At 65.5% G+C, this 18,675-nt stretch carries 14 protein-coding genes; 8 read left to right on the forward strand and 6 right to left on the reverse strand.

The window, feature by feature from the left end; translation table 11 throughout:
- Positions 1 to 83 precede the first annotated feature (83 nt).
- The 8 genes from M2395_RS02940 to M2395_RS02975 all read left to right on the forward strand — a co-directional run bounded on the left by M2395_RS02940 (position 84) and on the right by M2395_RS02975 (position 10,526).
- Positions 84 to 1,979, forward strand: a complete 1,896-nt coding sequence (locus tag M2395_RS02940) for an acyl-CoA synthetase (protein ID WP_123430585.1) — start codon at positions 84 to 86, stop codon at positions 1,977 to 1,979.
- A gap of 238 nt (positions 1,980 to 2,217) precedes the next feature.
- Positions 2,218 to 3,534, forward strand: a complete 1,317-nt coding sequence (locus M2395_RS02945) for an NAD(P)/FAD-dependent oxidoreductase (RefSeq protein ID WP_123430586.1) — start codon at positions 2,218 to 2,220, stop codon at positions 3,532 to 3,534.
- Positions 3,534 to 3,944, forward strand: a complete 411-nt coding sequence (locus M2395_RS02950) for a RidA family protein (RefSeq protein WP_011061806.1) — start codon at positions 3,534 to 3,536, stop codon at positions 3,942 to 3,944. The genes M2395_RS02945 and M2395_RS02950 overlap by 1 nt, the downstream gene beginning before the upstream one ends.
- Positions 3,945 to 4,014: 70 nt before the next feature.
- Entirely contained in the window at positions 4,015 to 4,692 is a 678-nt protein-coding gene (locus tag M2395_RS02955; protein WP_123430587.1) for a DUF1028 domain-containing protein, read from the forward strand.
- Complete coding sequence (gene argE, locus M2395_RS02960; protein WP_065364273.1) at positions 4,685 to 5,848, forward strand: acetylornithine deacetylase; 1,164 nt, start codon at positions 4,685 to 4,687, stop codon at positions 5,846 to 5,848. Before M2395_RS02955 ends, argE begins: the two co-directional genes overlap by 8 nt.
- A gap of 230 nt (positions 5,849 to 6,078) precedes the next feature.
- Complete coding sequence (locus M2395_RS02965) at positions 6,079 to 7,569, forward strand: aldehyde dehydrogenase (protein WP_123430588.1); 1,491 nt, start codon at positions 6,079 to 6,081, stop codon at positions 7,567 to 7,569.
- Between the two features lie 93 nt (positions 7,570 to 7,662).
- Positions 7,663 to 9,111: an APC family permease gene (locus M2395_RS02970; protein WP_072450079.1), complete on the forward strand. Its 1,449-nt coding sequence runs from the start codon at positions 7,663 to 7,665 to the stop codon at positions 9,109 to 9,111.
- Between the two features lie 2 nt (positions 9,112 to 9,113).
- On the forward strand, positions 9,114 to 10,526 hold the full coding sequence (locus M2395_RS02975) for an aspartate aminotransferase family protein (RefSeq protein ID WP_011061801.1): 1,413 nt from the start codon (positions 9,114 to 9,116) through the stop codon (positions 10,524 to 10,526).
- 140 nt (positions 10,527 to 10,666) lie between these two features.
- On the opposite strand, the gene M2395_RS02980 is transcribed toward M2395_RS02975, so the two are convergent.
- From M2395_RS02980 to M2395_RS03005, 6 genes are all read right to left on the reverse strand, one after another.
- Positions 10,667 to 14,317, reverse strand: a complete 3,651-nt coding sequence (locus M2395_RS02980; RefSeq protein ID WP_123430589.1) for an autotransporter domain-containing protein — start codon at positions 14,315 to 14,317, stop codon at positions 10,667 to 10,669.
- Between the two features lie 126 nt (positions 14,318 to 14,443).
- Positions 14,444 to 14,989 (reverse strand): GNAT family N-acetyltransferase, encoded by a 546-nt coding sequence (locus M2395_RS02985; protein WP_053152325.1) that lies wholly within the window; start codon positions 14,987 to 14,989, stop codon positions 14,444 to 14,446.
- Positions 14,986 to 15,543 (reverse strand): phage tail protein, encoded by a 558-nt coding sequence (locus M2395_RS02990; RefSeq protein ID WP_053152323.1) that lies wholly within the window; start codon positions 15,541 to 15,543, stop codon positions 14,986 to 14,988. Before M2395_RS02990 ends, M2395_RS02985 begins: the two co-directional genes overlap by 4 nt.
- A 28-nt stretch (positions 15,544 to 15,571) precedes the next feature.
- Positions 15,572 to 16,147 (reverse strand): phage tail protein, encoded by a 576-nt coding sequence (locus tag M2395_RS02995; RefSeq protein ID WP_019094514.1) that lies wholly within the window; start codon positions 16,145 to 16,147, stop codon positions 15,572 to 15,574.
- A 17-nt stretch (positions 16,148 to 16,164) separates the two neighbouring features.
- Positions 16,165 to 16,710: a phage tail protein gene (locus tag M2395_RS03000; protein WP_123430590.1), complete on the reverse strand. Its 546-nt coding sequence runs from the start codon at positions 16,708 to 16,710 to the stop codon at positions 16,165 to 16,167.
- A gap of 723 nt (positions 16,711 to 17,433) precedes the next feature.
- Entirely contained in the window at positions 17,434 to 18,567 is a 1,134-nt protein-coding gene (locus tag M2395_RS03005) for a branched-chain amino acid ABC transporter substrate-binding protein (RefSeq protein ID WP_011061795.1), read from the reverse strand.
- Positions 18,568 to 18,675 lie beyond the last annotated feature (108 nt).

An 18,675-nucleotide genomic window follows, 5' to 3' on the forward strand; every position in this document is an offset into this window, starting at 1 on the left:
TCTTGTTATCAAATGCCAAGTAACCTAATTCGCCTCATGCCAGCATCTCAAGTCAAGAAAATTCATGATTGGAGGTCTTGGAAATGCTTTGCGACTATCAGGACGTTCTGCAGATCGAGGCGGGTCCTCAGCCCTTTGCCGATATCAACAACACCTATGCGTTGATCGAACGCAGCGCGAGCCAATGGCCACAGGCCCCGGCCCTGAGCTTCTTTCTGCGGGTCGAGGATCATGCGCGACCGGTGCGCTGGACATACGCCCAACTGCTGGCGGACATCACTCGCGCAGCCAACCTCTTCGAGCGCTTGGGGGTACGGCGGGGCGACGTGGTTGCGCTGATCCTGCCGAACTTGCCGCAAACCCATATCGCCATGTGGGGTGCGCAGACCGCGGGTATCGCCTTTGCGGTCAACGTCTTGCTGGACGGCACGCAGATGGCCGAGCTGCTGGCGGCGGCCAAGGTCCGCTGGATAGTCACGGTAGGCCCCGAGCCGGATGCGCAGATCTGGCAGCGGGTCGAGGGCGCGATTGCCCGCTTGCCCGGCCTGCAAGGCGTATTGGCTGTCGACCCGATGCGGCACCTGCCGGGCCATGGGCAGAGCGCGCCGCTGCCCGCGGAAGTGGCCGGGGTGCCGGTCCTGGATTTTTTCGCCGAACTGGCCCTCGAGCCAGGCGAGCGCCTGCGGTTTGCCCCGCCGGGCCTGAACGACGTGGCGGCCTACTATTGCACCGGCGGCACCACCGGCTTGCCGAAAATTGCCCGTCACAGCCAGCGCAATGAAGTGATCTTCTGCGGGCAACTGGATGCGGTGATCGGCGCGCCGGTCCTGCGGCCAGGACGCACCGTGCTGACCGCGTTACCGCTGTTTCACGTCAATGCGCTGATCGGTTGTGGCCTGGCGGCATTTGCCCAGGGCGGTCATGTGCTGCTGGCACCACCGGCGGGGTTTCGCACGCCGGGATTCATGCCGCGGTTCTGGGAGATAGTCGAAACCCATCAGGTCAGCAGCTATTCAGCTGTGCCCACGGTCTACGCCGGCCTGTTGCAGGTGCCCTGCGCGGGGCATGACACAAGCTCGCTGACGGTGGCGATCTGCGGCGCGGCGCCGATGCCCAGGGACTTGCTGCGCAAGTTCGAGCAACAGACAGGCCAGCGCATTCTCGAAGGCTATGGCTTGACCGAGGGCACTTGCGCGTCGTCGGTCAATCCGGCGCGCGGTGAGTCGCGCATTGGCTCGGTCGGCCTGCGCCTACCCTGGCAGGACATGCGGGTGATGATCCTCGATGAGCGAGGTGCCTGGTTGCGTGATGCGCAAGTCGATGAGGTGGGGGCGATCTGCATCAGCGGTCCCAATGTCTTCATCGGCTATCTGGACAGCGCCCATGATCAGGGGGCGTGGTTCGATACTGTCGCCCTCGACGGTGTGTCCGAACAGCGCTGGTTCAACACCGGGGACCTTGGGCGCTGCGATGGCGAAGGTTACTTCTGGCTCACCGGGCGCAAGAAGGAACTGATCATCCGCGGGGGGCACAACATTGAGCCCAAATACATCGAGGAGGTGCTGGCCACGCACCCCGATGTGGCGTTGTGTGCAGCGGTGGGCCGGCCCGACGCGCATGCCGGGGAAGTACCGGTGGTCTATGTGCAGGTGCGCGCCGGGAGTGCCATCAGCAGCGCCCAGTTGCTGGACTACGCGACGCGGCATATCAGCGAGCGCGCAGCGGTGCCCAAGGCGATCATCCTGGCCGACGCGCTACCCGTCACCGGAGTGGGCAAGATTTTCAAGCCCGCGCTGGTCATGGCTGAAATCGAGACAGTCATACGCCAGGAAGCCGCCTTGCTGGCCATCGAGCTGCAAGAGGTGAGGGTGGTGCAGAGCGCCAGGCAAGGCCTGGTGGCGAGCTATCGCTGCGCAGATGAAACCTCGCGACTGGCCGAGGCTCTGAGCCGCTACACCTTTGTCAGTGAGCGAAGCTGAGCCTGGGCTCCAGGCCGCGGGCCCGAGTGCTTGCGATGCAGCGCCGGTGTTGTGAAGTTGCACGCTTCGCATGCTCGCGCGCTGCCTCGCTTTTTCTTATCCAGCGAGCACATTTTTAATATTTTTCCTTCGCAGGCGTCTGTCGCACCATCTGTGGCATCCGACTTACCCCCGGGTTCTGAACAGCGTGCGCCCAGCCTTCCGGCTGGCGCCATTCGTCTCGCAGAAGGACACAGATATGACCTTAGAACAACCCATACAAGTGGACACCCTGGTGGTGGGCGCAGGCCAGGCCGGCGTGGCCATGAGCGAGCACCTGAGCAAGCTCGGGGTGCCGCACCTGGTGCTGGAGCGCAGCCGGGTGGCCGAGGCCTGGCGCACCGGGCGCTGGGATTCCCTGGTGGCCAACGGGCCGGCCTGGCACGACCGCTTTCCCGGGATGGAATTCGATGTCGCCGCCGATGCCTTCCCGGCCAAGGACCAGGTGGCGGACTATTTCGAAGCCTATGCGCGCAAGTTCAATGCGCCGATCCGCACCGGCGTGGAAGTGCGCAAGGTACTGCGCAATGTCGGCCGCCCGGGCTTCACCGTGGAAACCTCCGAAGGGCTGATCCAGGCGCAACGGGTGGTGGCCGCCACCGGGCCGTTCCAGCGTCCGGTGATCCCGCCGATTGCCCCGGCCAATGACCGGCTGACGCAGATCCACTCCGCCGGGTACCGCAACCCGCAGCAACTGCCCGAGGGCGCGGTGCTGGTGGTGGGCGCGGGGTCGTCCGGGGTGCAGATCGCCGATGAGCTGCAGCGCGCGGGGCGCCGGGTCTACCTGTCGGTGGGGGCCCACGACCGGCCACCGCGCTCCTATCGCAACCGGGATTTCTGCTGGTGGCTCGGGGTGCTGGGAGAGTGGGACGCCGAGATCGCCAAGCCGGGGCGCGAGCACGTGACCATTGCCGTCAGCGGCGCCCGCGGCGGCCAGACCATCGACTTCCGCGCCCTGGCGCACCAGGGCATCACCCTGGTGGGGCTGACCAAGGCCTTTGCCGGCGAGCACGTGACCTTCCAGGCCGACCTGCTGGACAACCTGGCCCGGGGCGACGAGAACTACCTGGCATTGCTGGACGCGGCGGATGCCTACATCGCCCGCAACGGCCTCGACCTGCCCCTGGAGCCCGAAGCCCGCCGGCGCCTGCCGGACCCGGACTGCGTCAAGCAGCCGATCCTCGAACTCGACCTGCAACAGGCCGGCATCACCTCGATCATCTGGGCCACCGGCTACGCCGTGGACTTTTCCTGGCTGCAGGTCGACACCTTCAGCGAACAGGGCAAGCCCCTGCACCAGCGCGGCGTGTCCCGCGAGCCGGGGGTCTACTTCCTCGGCCTGCCCTGGCTGTCGCGCCGTGGCTCGTCGTTTATCTGGGGGGTGTGGCACGACGCCAAGCATGTCGCCGACCACATCGCCACCCAGCGCAAGTACCAGGCCTACAGCGACGCCCGGCCGCCGGCGGCTACCGCCGAAGCACCGGCCCTCAACCTCAGCCCCGTGGGAGCCCACTGATGCCTACTCATACTCGCATCCGCATGTTCAACACCAAGGACACCTACCCCAACCAGTCCCTGGACAACGACCTGTGCCAGGCCGTGCGCGCCGGCAACACGGTGTATGTGCGCGGCCAGGTCGGCACCGACTTCGACGGCCGGCTGGTCGGCCTCGGCGACCCGCGGGCCCAGGCCGAGCAGGCGATGAAAAACGTCAAGCAACTGCTGGAAGAGGCCGGCAGCGATCTGAGCCACATCGTCAAGACCACCACCTACCTCACCGACCCGCGCTACCGCGAGCCGGTCTACCAGGAGGTAGGCAAGTGGCTCAAGGGGGTGTTCCCGATCTCCACCGGGCTGGTGGTCTCGGCCCTCGGCCAGCCGCAGTGGCTGATGGAGATCGACGTGATCGCGGTGATCCCCGAGTGAGGGGGTTGCCGAAGTTTCCGGCGGCCTTGTGCCGCGCTTGCCACAAGGCCCTGTGGGCCAGGGAGTTTGCATGACTTTTTCCATCGTTGGACGCTGCGCCGAAACCGGCCAGATGGGCATCGCCATCAGTTCTTCCAGCATCGCCGTGGGCGCGCGCTGCCCCTGGGTGCGGGCCGGAGTGGGCGCGGTGGCGACCCAGAACGTCACCTTGCCGGCCCTGGGCCCGCAGATCCTCGACCTGCTGGAGGGCCAGAAGCTCGACCCGGCCAGCGCCCTGGACCGGGCCCTGGGCAGCAACGGCTGGAGCCAGTATCGCCAGGTCACGGTGATCGACAGCCAGGGCCGCACCGCGTTGTTCAGCGGCCAGGAAGCCCTGGGCCAGCACAACGCGGTGGCGGGGGAGCAGTGCGTGGCGGCCGGCAACCTGCTGGCAGGCCCGCAGGTGATCGAGGCCATGGTCCAGGCCTTTGAAAACACCCCGGGCATGCTGGTGGAGCGCCTGCTGGCGGCGATGCAGGCAGCGATGGCGGCGGGGGGCGAGGCGGGGCCGGTGCATTCGGCGGCGCTGAGCGTGGTGGACGACCTGACCTGGCCCATCGTCGACTTGCGGGTGGACTGGGCCGACGCCGACCCCATCGGCCAGCTCGCCGGCCTGTGGCAGGCCTACCGGCCGCAGATGCAGGACTACCTGACTCGCGCCCTGGACCCGACGGCGGCGCCCAGCTACGGAGTGCCGGGCAATGAGTGAACAATCGAGCCGCGAGTTGTTGGCGCGGCTGGTGGGCTTTGCCACGGTCAGCCGCGACTCCAACCTGGAGCTGATCGGCTTCATCCGCGATTACCTGGCCAGCCATGGCGTGCACAGCGAGCTGATCTACAACCCGGAGCGGACCAAGGCCAACCTGTTTGCCAGCATCGGCCCCGAGGATCGTGGCGGTGTGGTGCTGTCCGGCCACACCGACGTGGTGCCGGTGGACGGCCAGGCCTGGAGCGTCGAGCCCTTTGTCCTCAGCGAGCGCGAAGGGCGCCTGTACGGCCGCGGTACCGCCGACATGAAAGGTTTCATCGCCTCGGTACTGGCTGCGGTGCCGGGCCTGACCCGGCGCCGCTTGCGGCTGCCGGTGCACCTGGCCTTTTCCTATGACGAGGAGGTGGGGTGCCTGGGGGTGCGGCCGATGCTTGAGCGAATGCAGCAGCGGCCGCACAAACCGCTGCTGTGCCTGATCGGCGAGCCCACCGAGCTGCGCCCGGTGCTCGGCCACAAGGGCAAGCTGGCCATGCGCTGCCAGGTGCGCGGCGCGGCCTGCCATTCCGCCTATGCGCCCTATGGGGTCAATGCCATCGAGTACGCGGCGCGGCTGATCGGCAAGCTGGGGGAGATCGGCAGCCGCTTGGCGCAACCCGAGCACCACGACCCACGTTTCGATCCGCCGTTCTCCACGGTGCAGACCGGCACCATCCAGGGCGGTCGGGCCCTGAACATTGTGCCGGCCGAGTGCCAGTTCGATTTCGAGGTGCGCACCCTGCCGGGCTATGACGCCCAGGCGGTGGTGGACCAGTTGCAAGGCTATGCCCGGGACCAGCTGCTGCCGCAGATGCAGGCGGTGCAGGCCGACACCGGGATCGCCCTGCAACCTCTGAGTGCCTACCCGGGGCTGGCCACCGCTGCCGACAGCGAGGCCGCCGACCTGCTGGCGCTGCTCAGCGGCTCGCGGGAGTTCGGCACCGTGGCCTTCGGCACCGAGGGCGGGCTGTTCCACCAGGCCGGGATTCCCACGGTGGTCTGCGGCCCGGGCAGCATGGACCAGGGCCACAAGCCGGACGAGTTCATCAGCCTTGAGCAACTGCACGCCTGCGACGCCCTGTTGCTGCGCCTGGGCGACTGGCTGGAGCACCCGGCCTGAACCGGATGCGCTCCACCCAGGCGCCCTAGCCACGGGACAGTGCCCATTCGCCGCCATCCGGACCTCCGGATGGCGGCGTTTTGCGTGGGGCGCCAGGCCGTCTGGTTGCAGAGCTTTTTCATGGGACTCGAACATATTTTTAGTATTTTTCCTCCGGCCCGCTGTGACGCACCATCGCTCTGGACCCAATAACCAGCAGGCCGTCGCAACGGCCGATGAGGGAATGCAGCGTGTTCGATCTCGGTTACTGGCAGCAGCGGGCTGCCCGACAAACATTCATTGACCAGGCGCTGATCGGCGGCCAGCGGTTGTCCGCCGAATCCGGCGCTACCTTCGATGCCATCAACCCGGCCACCCGCCAGGTGCTGGCCCGGGTCAGCGCCTGTGGCGCAGCCGAGGTGGACCTGGCGGTGGCCGCCGCGCGTCGGGCCTTCGAGCACGGGCCCTGGGCGCGCATGGCCCCGGTGGAGCGCAAGAAGGTCCTGCTGCGCCTGGCCGAACTGATGCTGGCCCACCGCGAGGAACTGGCCCTGCTGGACAGCCTGAACATGGGCAAGCCGGTGATGGACGCCTGGAACATCGACGTGCCCGGCGCGGCCAATGTCTTCGCCTGGTACGCCGAAAGCATCGACAAGCTCTACGATCAGGTGGCCCCCGGCGCCCGCAACAGCCACGCCAGCATCAGCCGCGTGCCCCTGGGGGTGATCGGCGCGGTGGTGCCCTGGAACTTCCCCCTGGACATGGCCGCCTGGAAGCTGGCGCCGGCCCTGGCGGTGGGCAACTCGGTGGTGCTCAAGCCCGCCGAGCAGTCGCCGTTCTCGGCGCTGCGCCTGGCCGAACTGGCCCTGGAGGCCGGTTTGCCGGAAGGCGTGCTCAACGTGGTGCCGGGCCTGGGCAGCGAAGCCGGACGGGCCCTGGGCCTGCACCCGGATGTGGATTGCCTGGTGTTCACCGGCTCCACCGAGGTGGGCAAGTTCTTCATGCAGTATTCGGCGCAGTCCAACCTCAAGCAGGTCTGGCTCGAATGCGGTGGCAAGAGCCCGAACCTGGTGTTCGACGACTGCCAGGACCTGGACCTGGCCGCAGAGAAGGCCGCCTTCGGCATCTTCTTCAACCAGGGCGAGGTGTGTTCCGCCAACTCGCGGCTGCTGGTGCAGCGCAGCATCCATGAACAGTTCGTGGAACGCCTCAAGGCCAAGGCCCGGGACTGGCGGCCGGGCAACCCGCTGGACCCGGCCAGCCGTGCCGGGGCCATGGTCGACGCGCGCCAGACCGCCAGCGTCATGGGGCATATCGCGGCGGCCCTGGAGCAGGGTGCGCAGCTGGCCTGTGGCGGCCGGCAACTGAGCATCGATGGCAGCGACAACTACATCGAGCCGACCGTCCTCACCGGCGTGGGCCCGGCGATGGCCATCGCCCGGGAAGAAGTGTTCGGCCCGGTGCTGGCGGTGACGCCGTTCGACGACGAGGAACAGGCCATTACGCTGGCCAATGACAGCGTCTACGGCCTGGCCGCCTCGCTGTGGAGCGACGACCTCAACCGCGCCCACCGGGTCGCCGGGCGCTTGCGGGCCGGCACGGTGTCGGTCAATACCGTGGATGCCCTGGACGTCACCGTGCCGTTTGGCGGTGGCCGGCAGTCGGGGTTCGGTCGCGACCTGTCGCTGCATGCCTTCGACAAGTACACCCAACTGAAAACCACCTGGTTCCAGCTGCGCTGAGCGCTGTGAACCCTCTGCGGCGCCGGGCTGGCGCCGCTGCACCTGCCGCCCCGGCGGCAGGCCCACAACAACAATAAGAACGGAGTGCGTGCCATGACTGCAAATCTCTCGACGGGGGCCTTGAGCCCCACCAACAAGGGCGGCCTGCGCCGGGTCCTGGGCCTGGGTTCACTGGTCTCGGTGGCTGTCGGCCTGGTGGTGTCCCAGGGGGTGATGGTGCTGATGCTGCAAGGGGCAGGGATGGCCGGGCTGGGCTTCTTCATCCCGCTGCTGCTGGCCTACCTGCTGGCCCTGACCTATGCCCTGTCGTTTTCCGAACTGGCGCTGATGGTGCCCCGGGCCGGCAGCCTGAGCAGCTACACCGAGGTGGCCATCGGGCATTTCCCGGCGATCCTCGCGACCTTCTCCGGCTACATGGTGGTGGCGATGTTCGCCCTGTCCGCGGAGCTGCTGCTTCTGGACCTGATCATCGGCAAGGTCTACCCCGGCGCGTTGCCGCCGATGCTGGTGGCCTATGGGGTACTCGGGGTGTTCACCTTGCTCAACCTGTTGGGCATCGACGTCTTCGCCAAGCTGCAGACGGTGCTGGCGGTGGTGATGGTGGTGATCCTGCTGACCCTGGGCCTGGGCGCCGTGAGCAGTGCCCAGGCCGACCTGCAACTGCCCCTGGACCAGGGCTGGAACCCCTTGCAAGTCGGCGCCCTGGCGCTGGCGGCCATGGCCATCTGGGGCTTTGTCGGTGCCGAGTTCGTCTGCCCGCTGGTGGAGGAAACCCGCAACCCGGAGCGCAATATCCCGCGTTCGATGATCATCGGCCTGAGCGTGATCTTCCTGGTGATTACCCTCTATTGCCTGGGTGCCTTGCTCTGTGTGCCGCGGGCGCAACTGGCCAGCGATCCGCTGCCGCATTTCCTGTTCGCCACCACGGTGTTCGGCGAGGCCGGCAAGCTGTTCCTGGTGGGGGCGGTGATCACTGCCACCTGCAGCACGGTCAACTCGTCCCTGGCGGCGCTGCCGCGGATGCTCTACGGCATGGCCCAGAACGGCCAGGCCTTTCCCCAGTTCAAGCGCTTGAGCCCCCGTGGCCGTACGCCCTGGGTGGCGGTGCTGTTCGTGGCGGCGCTGACCGGGCTGCCGATCCTGCTGCTGGGCCAGGACCCGGATTCCATCAGCCTGCTGCTGTTGGCCGCCGCCCTGGCGTGGCTGCTGGCCTATATCGTCGTGCACATCGACGTGATCGCCCTGCGCCGCCGCTACCCCGATGCGCCACGGCCGTTCCGCTCGCCGTTCTACCCCTGGCCCCAGGTGCTGGGTATCGTCGGCATGCTGTTTGCGATCTACCACGTTTCCCCATCCCCCGAGATGACCGCGCGGATCTTCGGCAGTGCCGGCGTGGTGCTGGGGGTGATTTCGCTGATCGCCGTGGTCTGGATCAAGCTGGTGATGCGCAAGCCGCTGTTCGTTCCCGAACCGCTGCTGCCCGGCGAACCGACCCTGGCAACCCAACCTTCCCTTGAACCCGCCTACCGTGCAGGAGAATGACCATGAGCACCTCCAACCAACAGCCGCAGCCGGCCGCGCCCCGCAGCACCCAGGATTACCAGGCCGCCGACGCCGCGCACCATATCCATGCCTTCCTCGACCAGAAGGCGCTGAACGCCGAGGGCCCGCGGGTGATCGTCCGTGGTGAGGGCCTGCACCTGTGGGACAACGACGGCAAGCGCTACCTGGACGGCATGTCCGGCCTGTGGTGCACCAACCTGGGCTATGGCCGCAAGGACCTGGCCGCTGCCGCCAGCGCCCAGCTGGAGCAATTGCCGTACTACAACATGTTCTTCCACACCACCCACCCGGCGGTGGTGGAGCTGTCCGAGTTGCTGTTCAGCCTGCTGCCCGGGCACTACAGCCACGCCATCTACACCAACTCCGGTTCCGAGGCCAACGAGGTGCTGATCCGCAGCGTGCGCCGCTACTGGCAGATCCTCGGCCAGCCGCAGAAGAAGGTGATGATCGGCCGCTGGAATGGCTACCACGGCTCGACCCTGGCGGCCACGGCCCTGGGCGGAATGAAGTTCATGCATGACATGGGCGGGTTGATCCCGGACGTGGCGCATATCGACGAGCCTTACTGGTTCGCCCACGAAGGCAACCTGACACCCGCCGAGTTCGGCTTGCGCTGCGCCCGCCAGCTGGAGGAGAAGATCCTCGAACTGGGGGCCGAGAACGTCGCCGGCTTCATCGCCGAGCCGTTCCAGGGCGCGGGCGGCATGATCTTCCCGCCGGAAAGCTACTGGCCACAAATCCAGCGCATTTGCCGCCAGTACGACGTGCTGCTGTGTGCCGACGAAGTGATCGGTGGTTTCGGTCGCACCGGGGAGTGGTTCGCCCACCAACATTTCGGTTTCGAGCCCGACACCCTGTCCATCGCCAAGGGCCTGACCTCCGGCTACATCCCCATGGGCGGGCTGGTGCTGAGCAAGCGCATTGCCCAGGTACTGGTGGAGCAGGGCGGGGTGTTCGCCCACGGCCTGACCTATTCCGGGCACCCGGTGGCAGCGGCCGTGGCCATCGCCAACCTCAAGGCCCTGCGCGATGAAGGGGTGGTGAGCCAGGTCAAGAACGATACCGGCCCCTACCTGCAGCAGTGCCTGCGGGAAGTGTTCGGCAACCACCCGCTGATCGGCGAGATCCAGGGCACCGGGCTGGTGGCGGCGTTGCAGTTCGCCGAGGACAAGGCCAGCCGCAAGCGTTTCGCCAACGAGAACGACATCGCCTGGCGCTGCCGCACCCTGGGCTTCGAAGAGGGGGTGATCATTCGCTCGACCTTCGGGCGGATGATCATGGCCCCGGCCCTGGTGGCCAGCCGTGGCGACATTGACGAGCTGGTGGACAAGACCCGCCGCGCAGTGGAACGCACCGCCGGGGAAATCGAGGCCGGTACCCTGCCGAGCAGCTAAGCGCGACACAGACCCGCCCCCCCTTGAGTGGCATCACCCGCCGCAGCCTGGCTGCGGCGGTTTTTTTTGCCTGTCATTCGGCAGGGGAAGCATTTCCTTCTGCATGCCCCGGTGATGGGGCGTTAGCCTGTGGTCAGCCTCTAGAACTTCCCGTTCAAACCGATGCGCAGGCTGTCGTTGCGTTCATCCGAACCCAGCGCGGTCTTATAGGAGAAGCCCATTTGCCAGGCACGCCCGAGGTTGAAGTCAACACCCATGTCCAGGCTGGCGAAGTCGCGGTCCAGGGCATCGGGCTTGAGCCGGTAGAGCAGGCCTTCATCGCCCTGGTCGGTATAGCGCATCTTGTAGTCGCTGCTGCTACTGAAGTTGTGACCCCAGGCCAGGCCGACCTTGGGGGTGACCACGCCGACCCGGGTCATCAGGTCGTAACCGGTGCGCAGGCCCAGGTAGGAAGTGAAGTTCTGCTGGTTTTGCTCGTCATAGGAAAGCCCGTAGATGCCTCCGCCTTTTTCACTGAAGGCGTCCAGGCGTGTGACGCTGGCGTTCAAGCGGCTGTAGGGGGTCAGCGACAGTGGTCCCTGGCGGTACTCGTAGCTGGCGGTCAGCGAGGCGAACAACTGGTCGGCATCGCGCGAGCCACGGGCATAGTCGTCGTTACTGCCCGTGATGTAGCGACGCGAGTCGAAGCTGATGCGGTTGTAGCCCAGCAGGCCGTCGACAAACACCTGGGGCGCCAGGTTCAGGCTCAGGTAGGTGGCGATGCCGATGGCGTCCGCATCGCTGCGGGTCTTGTTGCTGCCGATCTCGCTGCGGTCGTTGCCGTAGCCGATCCCGACCCCGGCGATCAGCGTGGGCGACAGCCGATAGTCGACGCCGGCGCTCAGGCCCAGGGTGGTGAAACTGTTGCCCTGGGCGCCACGGGCGTGGGTCGAGCCGGTGTTGACGAAACCGTCGCTCCAGAACGCCAGGTCATCCTGCTTGCAGTTGTCCTGCGCGGCAGCGGCGGCCTCGCGTTTTTCCTGCTCGGTCTGGTGGGCCGAATCTCCCAGTTGTTCCTTGATCACCTTGGCGACCTCGCCCAGCGGTACGTTGCTGCCGTCCTTGCGCAAGCTGGCGTTGAACGAATTGCGGTCGCAGCGCATCTGGTGCAGCTGCTCCATACGCTGGTTGAAGTTGTCCATCTGGGTACTGGCAAAGCGTTCCGCGGCGCGGGTCTGGGCGTTGAGCAGGCCGATGACCTCGGCGTCCCTGGTCGGGTCCGCACGGGTCTGGATGATGAAGCTCATGGTGCTGGAGGCGCTGGAACCGCTGAGGTTGTGCAGGCTGAAGCTGACGACCGCCGTACCGGCGAAGGCCGCCGATGGCACGAAGCGCATCGAGAAGGGGCCCATCATCATCGCCCGGCCGGCCGAGGCCGGGGTCACCGTGCCCAGGGTGGCGTGGGTGAACGGGCCGCCGGTGGCGCCCTGGGTCAGGTCGACGGTGGCCGACTGGCCCGCTGCGAGGATCTGGCTGGAGGCGGGCACGGTGATCGCCACGGCAGCGATGGTGATCGAATAGGCCTGTGAGCCCGTGGCACCGTTGGCATCGGTGGCGGTGATGACCAGGTTGCTGCTGCCGCTGGTAATCGGCGTACCGCTGATCAGACCGCTGGCAGTGTTCAGGTTCAGGTCCGTCGGCAGGCTACCGCTGGTGATGCTGTAGCTGTAGGGAACGGTGCCACCGGTAGCGCTGAGAGTTGCGCTGTAGGGGCTGCCTGCCGTGCCGGCCCCCAGGGACGCCGGGGTCAGTACCAGGCTGGGCGCGCTGACGGTAATGCTCACCGTGGCCGGGCTGGAAGTGCCGCTGGCGTTGGTGGCGGTGTAGGTGAAACTGTCGGCGCCGGAGAAACCGGCGGTGGGGGTGTAGCTGATGCTGGTGCCGCTGGCCGTGGCAGTACCGTGGCTGGCGGCGCTGGCCACGGCGACGCTGGTGGCGGCGCCGCCACTGAGGCTCAGAGGGATCGGGTTGGCGCTGCTGTTGGCCGCGACCGTGGCGCTGACGGCGCTGGCAACCGGTGCCTGAATATTGATGGTGATCGAGTAGGCCTGGGACCCGGTGGCGCCGTTGGTATCGGTGGCGGTGATGGTCAGGTTGGAGGTGCCAGCGGCGCTCGGTATGCCGCTGATCGCACCGGTGCCGGTGTTCAGGCTGAGGCCGGTCGGCAGGCTGCCGGATGTGATGCTGTAGCTGTAGGGCACAGTGCCGCCGGTGGCGCTGAGGGTTGCGCTATAGGGCGTGCCGGCGGTGCCGTTGCTCAGGGAGCCGGGGCTCAGGGTGATGCTCGGGGCACCGACGGTGATGCTCACCGTGGCCGGGCTGGAAGTGCCGCTGGCGTTGGTGGCGGTGTAGGTGAAACTGTCGGCACCGGAGAAACCGGCGGCAGGCGTGTAGCTGATGCTGGTGCCGCTGGCCGTGGCGCTGCCATGGCTGGGGGCGCTGGCCACGGCGACGCTGGTGGCGGCACCACCGGTGATGTTCAAGGGAATCGTGTTGGCGCTGCTGTTGGCCGCGACCGTGGTGCTCAGTGCGTTGGCAACTGGTGGCAGGCCGTTGATCAACAAGGTGTAGGCGCGAGAGCCGGTGGCGCTGTAGGCGTCGGTGGCGGTGATGGTCAGGTTGAAGGCACCACCGGCAGTGGGGGTGCCGCTGAGTGTACCGGTGCTGGTGTTCAGGCTCATGCCGGCCGGCAGGCTGCCGGCAGTGATCGCGTAGCTGTAGGGGGCGGTGCCCGCGGAGGTGCTCAGGGTCTGGCTGTAGGCCGTGCTTTGAGTGCCGTTGGGCAGAGTTGTCGGTGTTATCGCCAGGGTGGGCGGGGTGACGGTGATGGTCACCGTAGCCGGGCTGGAAGTGCCGCTGGCGTTGGTGGCGGTATAGGTGAAGCTGTCGGTGCCGGAGAAACCGGCGGTGGGGGTGTAGCTGATGCTGGTGCCGCTGGCCGTGGCAGTCCCATGGCTGGCGGCGCTGGCCACGGCGACGCTGGTGGCGGCGCCGCCACTGAGGCTCAGAGTGATCGAGTTGGCGCTGCTGTTGGCGGCCACCGTGGCGCTGACCGGGCCGACTGTGGGGGCGGGCACGGCGTAGGTATAGCCATTGGTCAGGGTCGCGCTGCCGCCAGGGGTGATGATCGTTACGTTCACTGCGCCCGCGGCATGAGCCGGTGTGGTGGCCGTGATGGTCGTGGCGTTGTTGACGGTATAACTGGGGGCCGCCGTGCCGCCGAAGCTGACCGAGGTGGCGCCGGTAAAATTGCTGCCGGTGAGGGTGACGGCGGTGGCGCCTGCGATGCTGCCGCTGTTTGGGCTGACCGACGTCAGGGTTGGGACCGCAGAACTGGTGACCACCAGGTTGTAGGTGGCGACTCCAGCCTGGCCAACGCCGTCATTCAGGGAAATGCTGAAGGTATAGTTGCCGGCGGTGGTCGGTGTGCCGTGCAGGGTGGTGGCTGAACTGTGGGGCGAGGAGTCGAGGATCAACCCCGGCGGCAGGCAGGGGGTAATGCCATCGTAGCCCGGATCGTCGATGTCGCACTGGAACCATTGATCCAGGGGTGTTGCGCCGCCCACGGAAAGGATCGAGATGCTCATCGACTGGCCCACCGCAACTGACGGCAGGGTAGTGCCCGATACCGGGCTGGTGATCACTGGCGCTGCGGCCTGGGCCTGGGCAGCCAGGGCCAGGTTCAACAGCAGGAAGAGAAAGGCCAGCGGACGTGCCAGCCAAGCGTGGAAACAACTGCGTGATGTTTTCATAAAGGCTTCCTGCCATGCGACCTGCTTGGTTGGGTCGCATCCAGCGTGTAAGGGAGTCAAGGACGAAGGTGGAAAATACGCAGGCTGCCTGATTCGGGCGTCCTGTCAGTAATACGCATTCAGGCTTCAGGGGTTGTCCAGATCCTCACGGACCGGTCGTTGTGCCGGCCGCTGCATTTGCAGGTACAGGCCATTCTCTTCAATGGGCTCAAAGCCCAGCCGCTGATACAGGCGCCGGGCCCGGCTGGCGGTTTCGACGCTCAGGCTGCTGTTGTGCCCCTGGGCGTCGGCCTGCGCCAGGATCGCCCGCAACAGTCGGGTACCCAGGCCTTGGCCATGCCAGGCGGGCAGCAGGGCGATATCGATGATGCGCTGCTCAGTGGCGTGCCGATGCAGGCACAGGCGGCCGATGGGCTGGCCGGCCTGCTCGACAATCAGCCACTGCGCCTCGGGGTAGTGCCGCTCATAGTGCTGGCGTTGCAACTCGGCCTGGTTGTGCAGGAACGCCCGTCGTTGGGCGTCGCTCCAGCCAGGAACGGCACTGACCTCGTCCCAACGGCGGGACACGAACAGCTCCCGCAGGAAGGCCAGGTCGTCAGCGCTCTGCGGACGCAGCCTGGCGCCGGCCGGCAGCGTGACCTGCAGGAGAGAGTCAAGGCATGATCTGGTCACGATTGCTGTGGGTACTCGCCGTTCAGGCAGATGCAATAGCGCAGGGTCAGGAAAGGCTGCATCACATCGCGCGTCGAACCTGTCTTCGCCGCCTCCGTACCGTTCGTGGTCACCGTACTTGGATGCAGGCTTGGTCCCGGAGCAGCGGTGGGCGGCACTGTGCCGTTGTACAAGCGCACACCCCGTGGTTGTGCCAGGTAGGCAGTGCCATTGGCCAGGTCCAGTGCGCCAGTGGTGTCGGTGCCGTCCTTGGCCAGTACGTGATGGGTATGGGGCGCAAAGTGTGCTGGCAACAAGGTCGTTGTATCGCCGCCCACGGCCTGGCCCAGGGATCGATTGGTCAGGTTGGCGCCCTGGCCGGTGCCGATGGTGACGCGACTTTTGAGGTTGGGCAGATTGAAACTGGTCCCGGCAGTACCGCCATAAGTGAGGCCGATCACGGAGTACAGTGCGGGGTAATTCTGCACGAGCAACGGGCTGCCGTCGCAGACGGCCCAGTTATCGGGAGCGAAGTTGAAGGGAAAGAGCCTGATTTCACCAGTAAAAGCGTCCATGGTCGAGCATTCCTGAAGTTAAGAGAAACTAGGGCTTTTGTGGGTAGTAGCCGTTCAGGCAGATGATGTAGGTGATCGCCAGGGACCCCATCATGTTGCTGTGTGGCTCGACTGCTTTATTGGGGATACCCAGAGCCGGGCTAAGAAAGTTCGGGCTCATGCTGACCACCGCCGATGTGCTGTCACCCTTGCTGTAAAGGCCGGTAAAGCTGCCTTCAAGCTTGAACTTGCCAAAGGTGTAGCTATTGGCCGGTTGGTTGGCGGGGAGCGGGTTGGCGGATGTGACCTCGCTGGAACTGACCTGGAAGCCATGGATGTGCGGTGGGGTATTGAGCGCACTCATGGTGACCTGCTCGGTCCCTACGGCCTGGCCCAGGGCCCGGGGTGTGAAGCCGGGCCCATTGCCCTGGCCGATGGGGGTACGGCCGCGGTAGTCAGGCAGGCAGAAGGTGTTGCTGCCATCACCGCCGTAGGTCGTGCCGATCAGGGAGTAAAGGGCTTCAAAGTTCCGGATCAACAGTTGCGCACCGTTACACAGGGCCCAGCCCCTGGGGGCAAAGTTGCCGGCAAACATGCGGATTTCTCCGAGGTATGCATCAGACATATCACTATCCTTGGTCGTTAGGCCCGGGGTGGGTAGGTGCCGGTGACGGCAATGCAGAAGTTGCCGACGATCGACGGCTGCATGTTCGGCAGTGGATAGCCGAGGGTGGTCACCACTGTGGTCGGGTTGATCGTCACGCGATCTTTGTCGGCATAAGCGACATAGGTGGGCTTGGATACGGCGCCTTTGGACGTCGAACTGATGGCGGGAATATTTCCCGCCGGCCCGCCGGTGCCGGCGGTGACCGCGACATTGGCGACATGGTTGTGGGCGGGCAGGTTGTTGAGGGTCAGTGCGACCCACTCGGCGCCGTCCATGCTGCCCAGTTCATGTACCCCCAGCACAGGGCTGGTCGACGCGACAGGGTTTTCCCCCAGGGCTGCGCGGCCTCGAAGGTCTGGCAGGCCGAAGGTGGTTCTACCGTCGCCGCCGTAGCGATCGCCGAGCAGGCTGGCCAGCGCCGTATAGTTCGCGACGTCGAGGATCTGTCCCTGGCACAAAAGCCAGCCTTGCGGGGCCCAGGACCAGGGGAACAGACGAATCTCGCCGAGAAAGGGTTCCATGTTCTTCGCTCCTTGAAAAGAGGCCTGGCAGAAGTACTTTCCGCAGCTGGCAATTTGATGTTGCGCACGATATACAAAATCGAATTTAGTTAGCAAACAGTATTTCTATCCATGAAAAAAGAGGAACTACTTCCCGGTGTTAGTGGGTTTGCGGCTTATCTTTTTTTACTTGGTCGGTAACATTAAGTTCATCTTGATCGGTAACATTCGATGCGCGTCACAGTCTTTTGCTTTAACGTTTTAGTTGCGGCATAAGCGCAGCGCGGTAAGCCTCATGCCTAGCGGCTTGGCACTAAGGATAAGGGGCTTGGGGCTATCGAATGCTGGCTTGCGGCGGGTGGGCGGGGGTTATTGCGCTACTCGCGAAAGTCCTCTAGTTCGGGCTTTTCAGGCCCTTTCATCACGAGCTCTAGTTGAGCGGAAGACGGCAGTGAAAAGTTCAGAAGAAAACAAGGCAGGCTAACGATCTTCCTGGGCGGGAAGCATGGGCGGCTTCCACGGGGAGGGTTCTGGAGTATAGGCAGGGGCTTTGGAAAGTGTTACCCGAAGCGGTCCTTGTTGTTACCCGTTCTTTAAGTTGTTCCCAACTAGAATACTCGGGAATTAGTGCTTTAAGTCTGGCTTGAAGGGCGTTGTTCAAACGGTGTGCAGAGCTTCTTTCAGGCCTTGCACCTGAAACGGGTAGGGCGCCGCTGCCCTGGCAGGCGGCACCCGGTGCCCGGCTTAGAGCCCGGCGTTTTCCGCCGCTACGCTTTTCGGCTTGCCGTAGTGCCACTCATAGACCACGAACTTGAAGTCCTTGAGATCGCCTTTCTCGTCGAAGCTCAGGTCGCCGGTGGGGGTCTTGAAGGTGCCCTTGTGGATCGCCTCGGCGACTTTTTCCGGGTCTTCGCTCTTGGCTGCGGCGATGCCTCCGGCAATCACTTCCACGGCCGAGTAGGACGGCAGGACGAATGGGCCGCTGGGGTTTTCCTTCTTGGCTTCGAAGGCCTCCACCAGGGCCTTGTTGGCCGGGTCCTGGTCGAAGGACTTGGGCAGGGTCACCAGCATGCCTTCGGAAGCGTCCTTGGCGATCTGCGAGATCGAGTCGTTGCCCACGCCTTCAGGCCCCATGAAGCGTGCGGTCAGGCCCTTTTCCTTGGCCTGGCGCAACAGCAGGCCCATTTCCGGGTGGTAGCCGCCGAAGTAGACGAAATCCACATTGGCCTGCTTGAGCTTGGCCAGGATCGAGGAGTAGTCGCGTTCGCCGACGTTGATGCCTTCGAACATCGCCACCTTGATGCCTTCCTTGCCGAGGATGTCCTTGACCGAGCTGGCAATGCCTTCGCCGTACTGTTGCTTGTCGTGCAGCACCGCCACATTGGTCGGCTTGAGCTGGGCGATGTAGCGTGCCGCCGCCGGGCCCTGGGCGTTGTCCAGGCCGATGGTGCGGAACACCATCTTGTAGCCACGGGCGGTCAGCTCTGGGCTGGTGGCGGCCGGGGTGATCATCACGATGCCTTCGTCTTCGTAGATGTCCGACGCGGGCTGGGTGGAGCTGGAGCACAGGTGTCCGACCACGAACTTGACGCCGTCGTTGACCACCTTGTTGGCCACGGCGACCGCTTGCTTGGGGTCGCAGGCATCGTCGTATTCCACGGCCACCAGTTGCTTGCCGTCGACGCCACCCTTGGCGTTGATCTGCTCGATGGCCATGCGCGCGCCGCTGAACTGCATGTCACCGTATTGCGCCACCGGGCCGGTCTTGGCCCCGGCGATGCCGATCCGGATGCTGTCGGCTGCCATGGAATGGCAGGCCAGGCCGGCAAGGATCATGGCGCTGAGCAGTTGGGTGGCTTTGTTATTGATACGACTCATGGGTTGTTCCACTCCTGTGGGTTACGGTTCTAAGGGTGTTGCGGGTGTTGCCTGGACTGCCGGCGCCCGGGCGCCGGCAGGGTGTTGTAGTCGGCTTTGCCGCCAGAT

The organism is Pseudomonas sp. BIGb0176 (genome assembly GCF_024810175.1).
Lineage (GTDB): Bacteria > Pseudomonadota > Gammaproteobacteria > Pseudomonadales > Pseudomonadaceae > Aquipseudomonas > Aquipseudomonas protegens.

What these genes read in the sequence shown, in the direction of transcription:
- M2395_RS02940 (WP_123430585.1), top strand. Translation starts at nt 84, where the DNA reads ATGCTTTGCGACTATCAGGACGTTCTGCAGATCGAGGCGGGTCCTCAG.
- M2395_RS02945 (WP_123430586.1), top strand. Translation starts at nt 2,218, where the DNA reads ATGACCTTAGAACAACCCATACAAGTGGACACCCTGGTGGTGGGCGCA.
- M2395_RS02950 (WP_011061806.1), top strand. Translation starts at nt 3,534, where the DNA reads ATGCCTACTCATACTCGCATCCGCATGTTCAACACCAAGGACACCTAC.
- M2395_RS02955 (WP_123430587.1), top strand. Translation starts at nt 4,015, where the DNA reads ATGACTTTTTCCATCGTTGGACGCTGCGCCGAAACCGGCCAGATGGGC.
- argE (WP_065364273.1), top strand. Translation starts at nt 4,685, where the DNA reads ATGAGTGAACAATCGAGCCGCGAGTTGTTGGCGCGGCTGGTGGGCTTT.
- M2395_RS02970 (WP_072450079.1), top strand. Translation starts at nt 7,663, where the DNA reads ATGACTGCAAATCTCTCGACGGGGGCCTTGAGCCCCACCAACAAGGGC.
- M2395_RS02975 (WP_011061801.1), top strand. Translation starts at nt 9,114, where the DNA reads ATGAGCACCTCCAACCAACAGCCGCAGCCGGCCGCGCCCCGCAGCACC.
- M2395_RS02980 (WP_123430589.1), bottom strand. Translation starts at nt 14,317, where the DNA reads ATGAAAACATCACGCAGTTGTTTCCACGCTTGGCTGGCACGTCCGCTG.
- M2395_RS02990 (WP_053152323.1), bottom strand. Translation starts at nt 15,543, where the DNA reads ATGGACGCTTTTACTGGTGAAATCAGGCTCTTTCCCTTCAACTTCGCT.
- M2395_RS02995 (WP_019094514.1), bottom strand. Translation starts at nt 16,147, where the DNA reads ATGTCTGATGCATACCTCGGAGAAATCCGCATGTTTGCCGGCAACTTT.
- M2395_RS03000 (WP_123430590.1), bottom strand. Translation starts at nt 16,710, where the DNA reads ATGGAACCCTTTCTCGGCGAGATTCGTCTGTTCCCCTGGTCCTGGGCC.
- M2395_RS03005 (WP_011061795.1), bottom strand. Translation starts at nt 18,567, where the DNA reads ATGAGTCGTATCAATAACAAAGCCACCCAACTGCTCAGCGCCATGATC.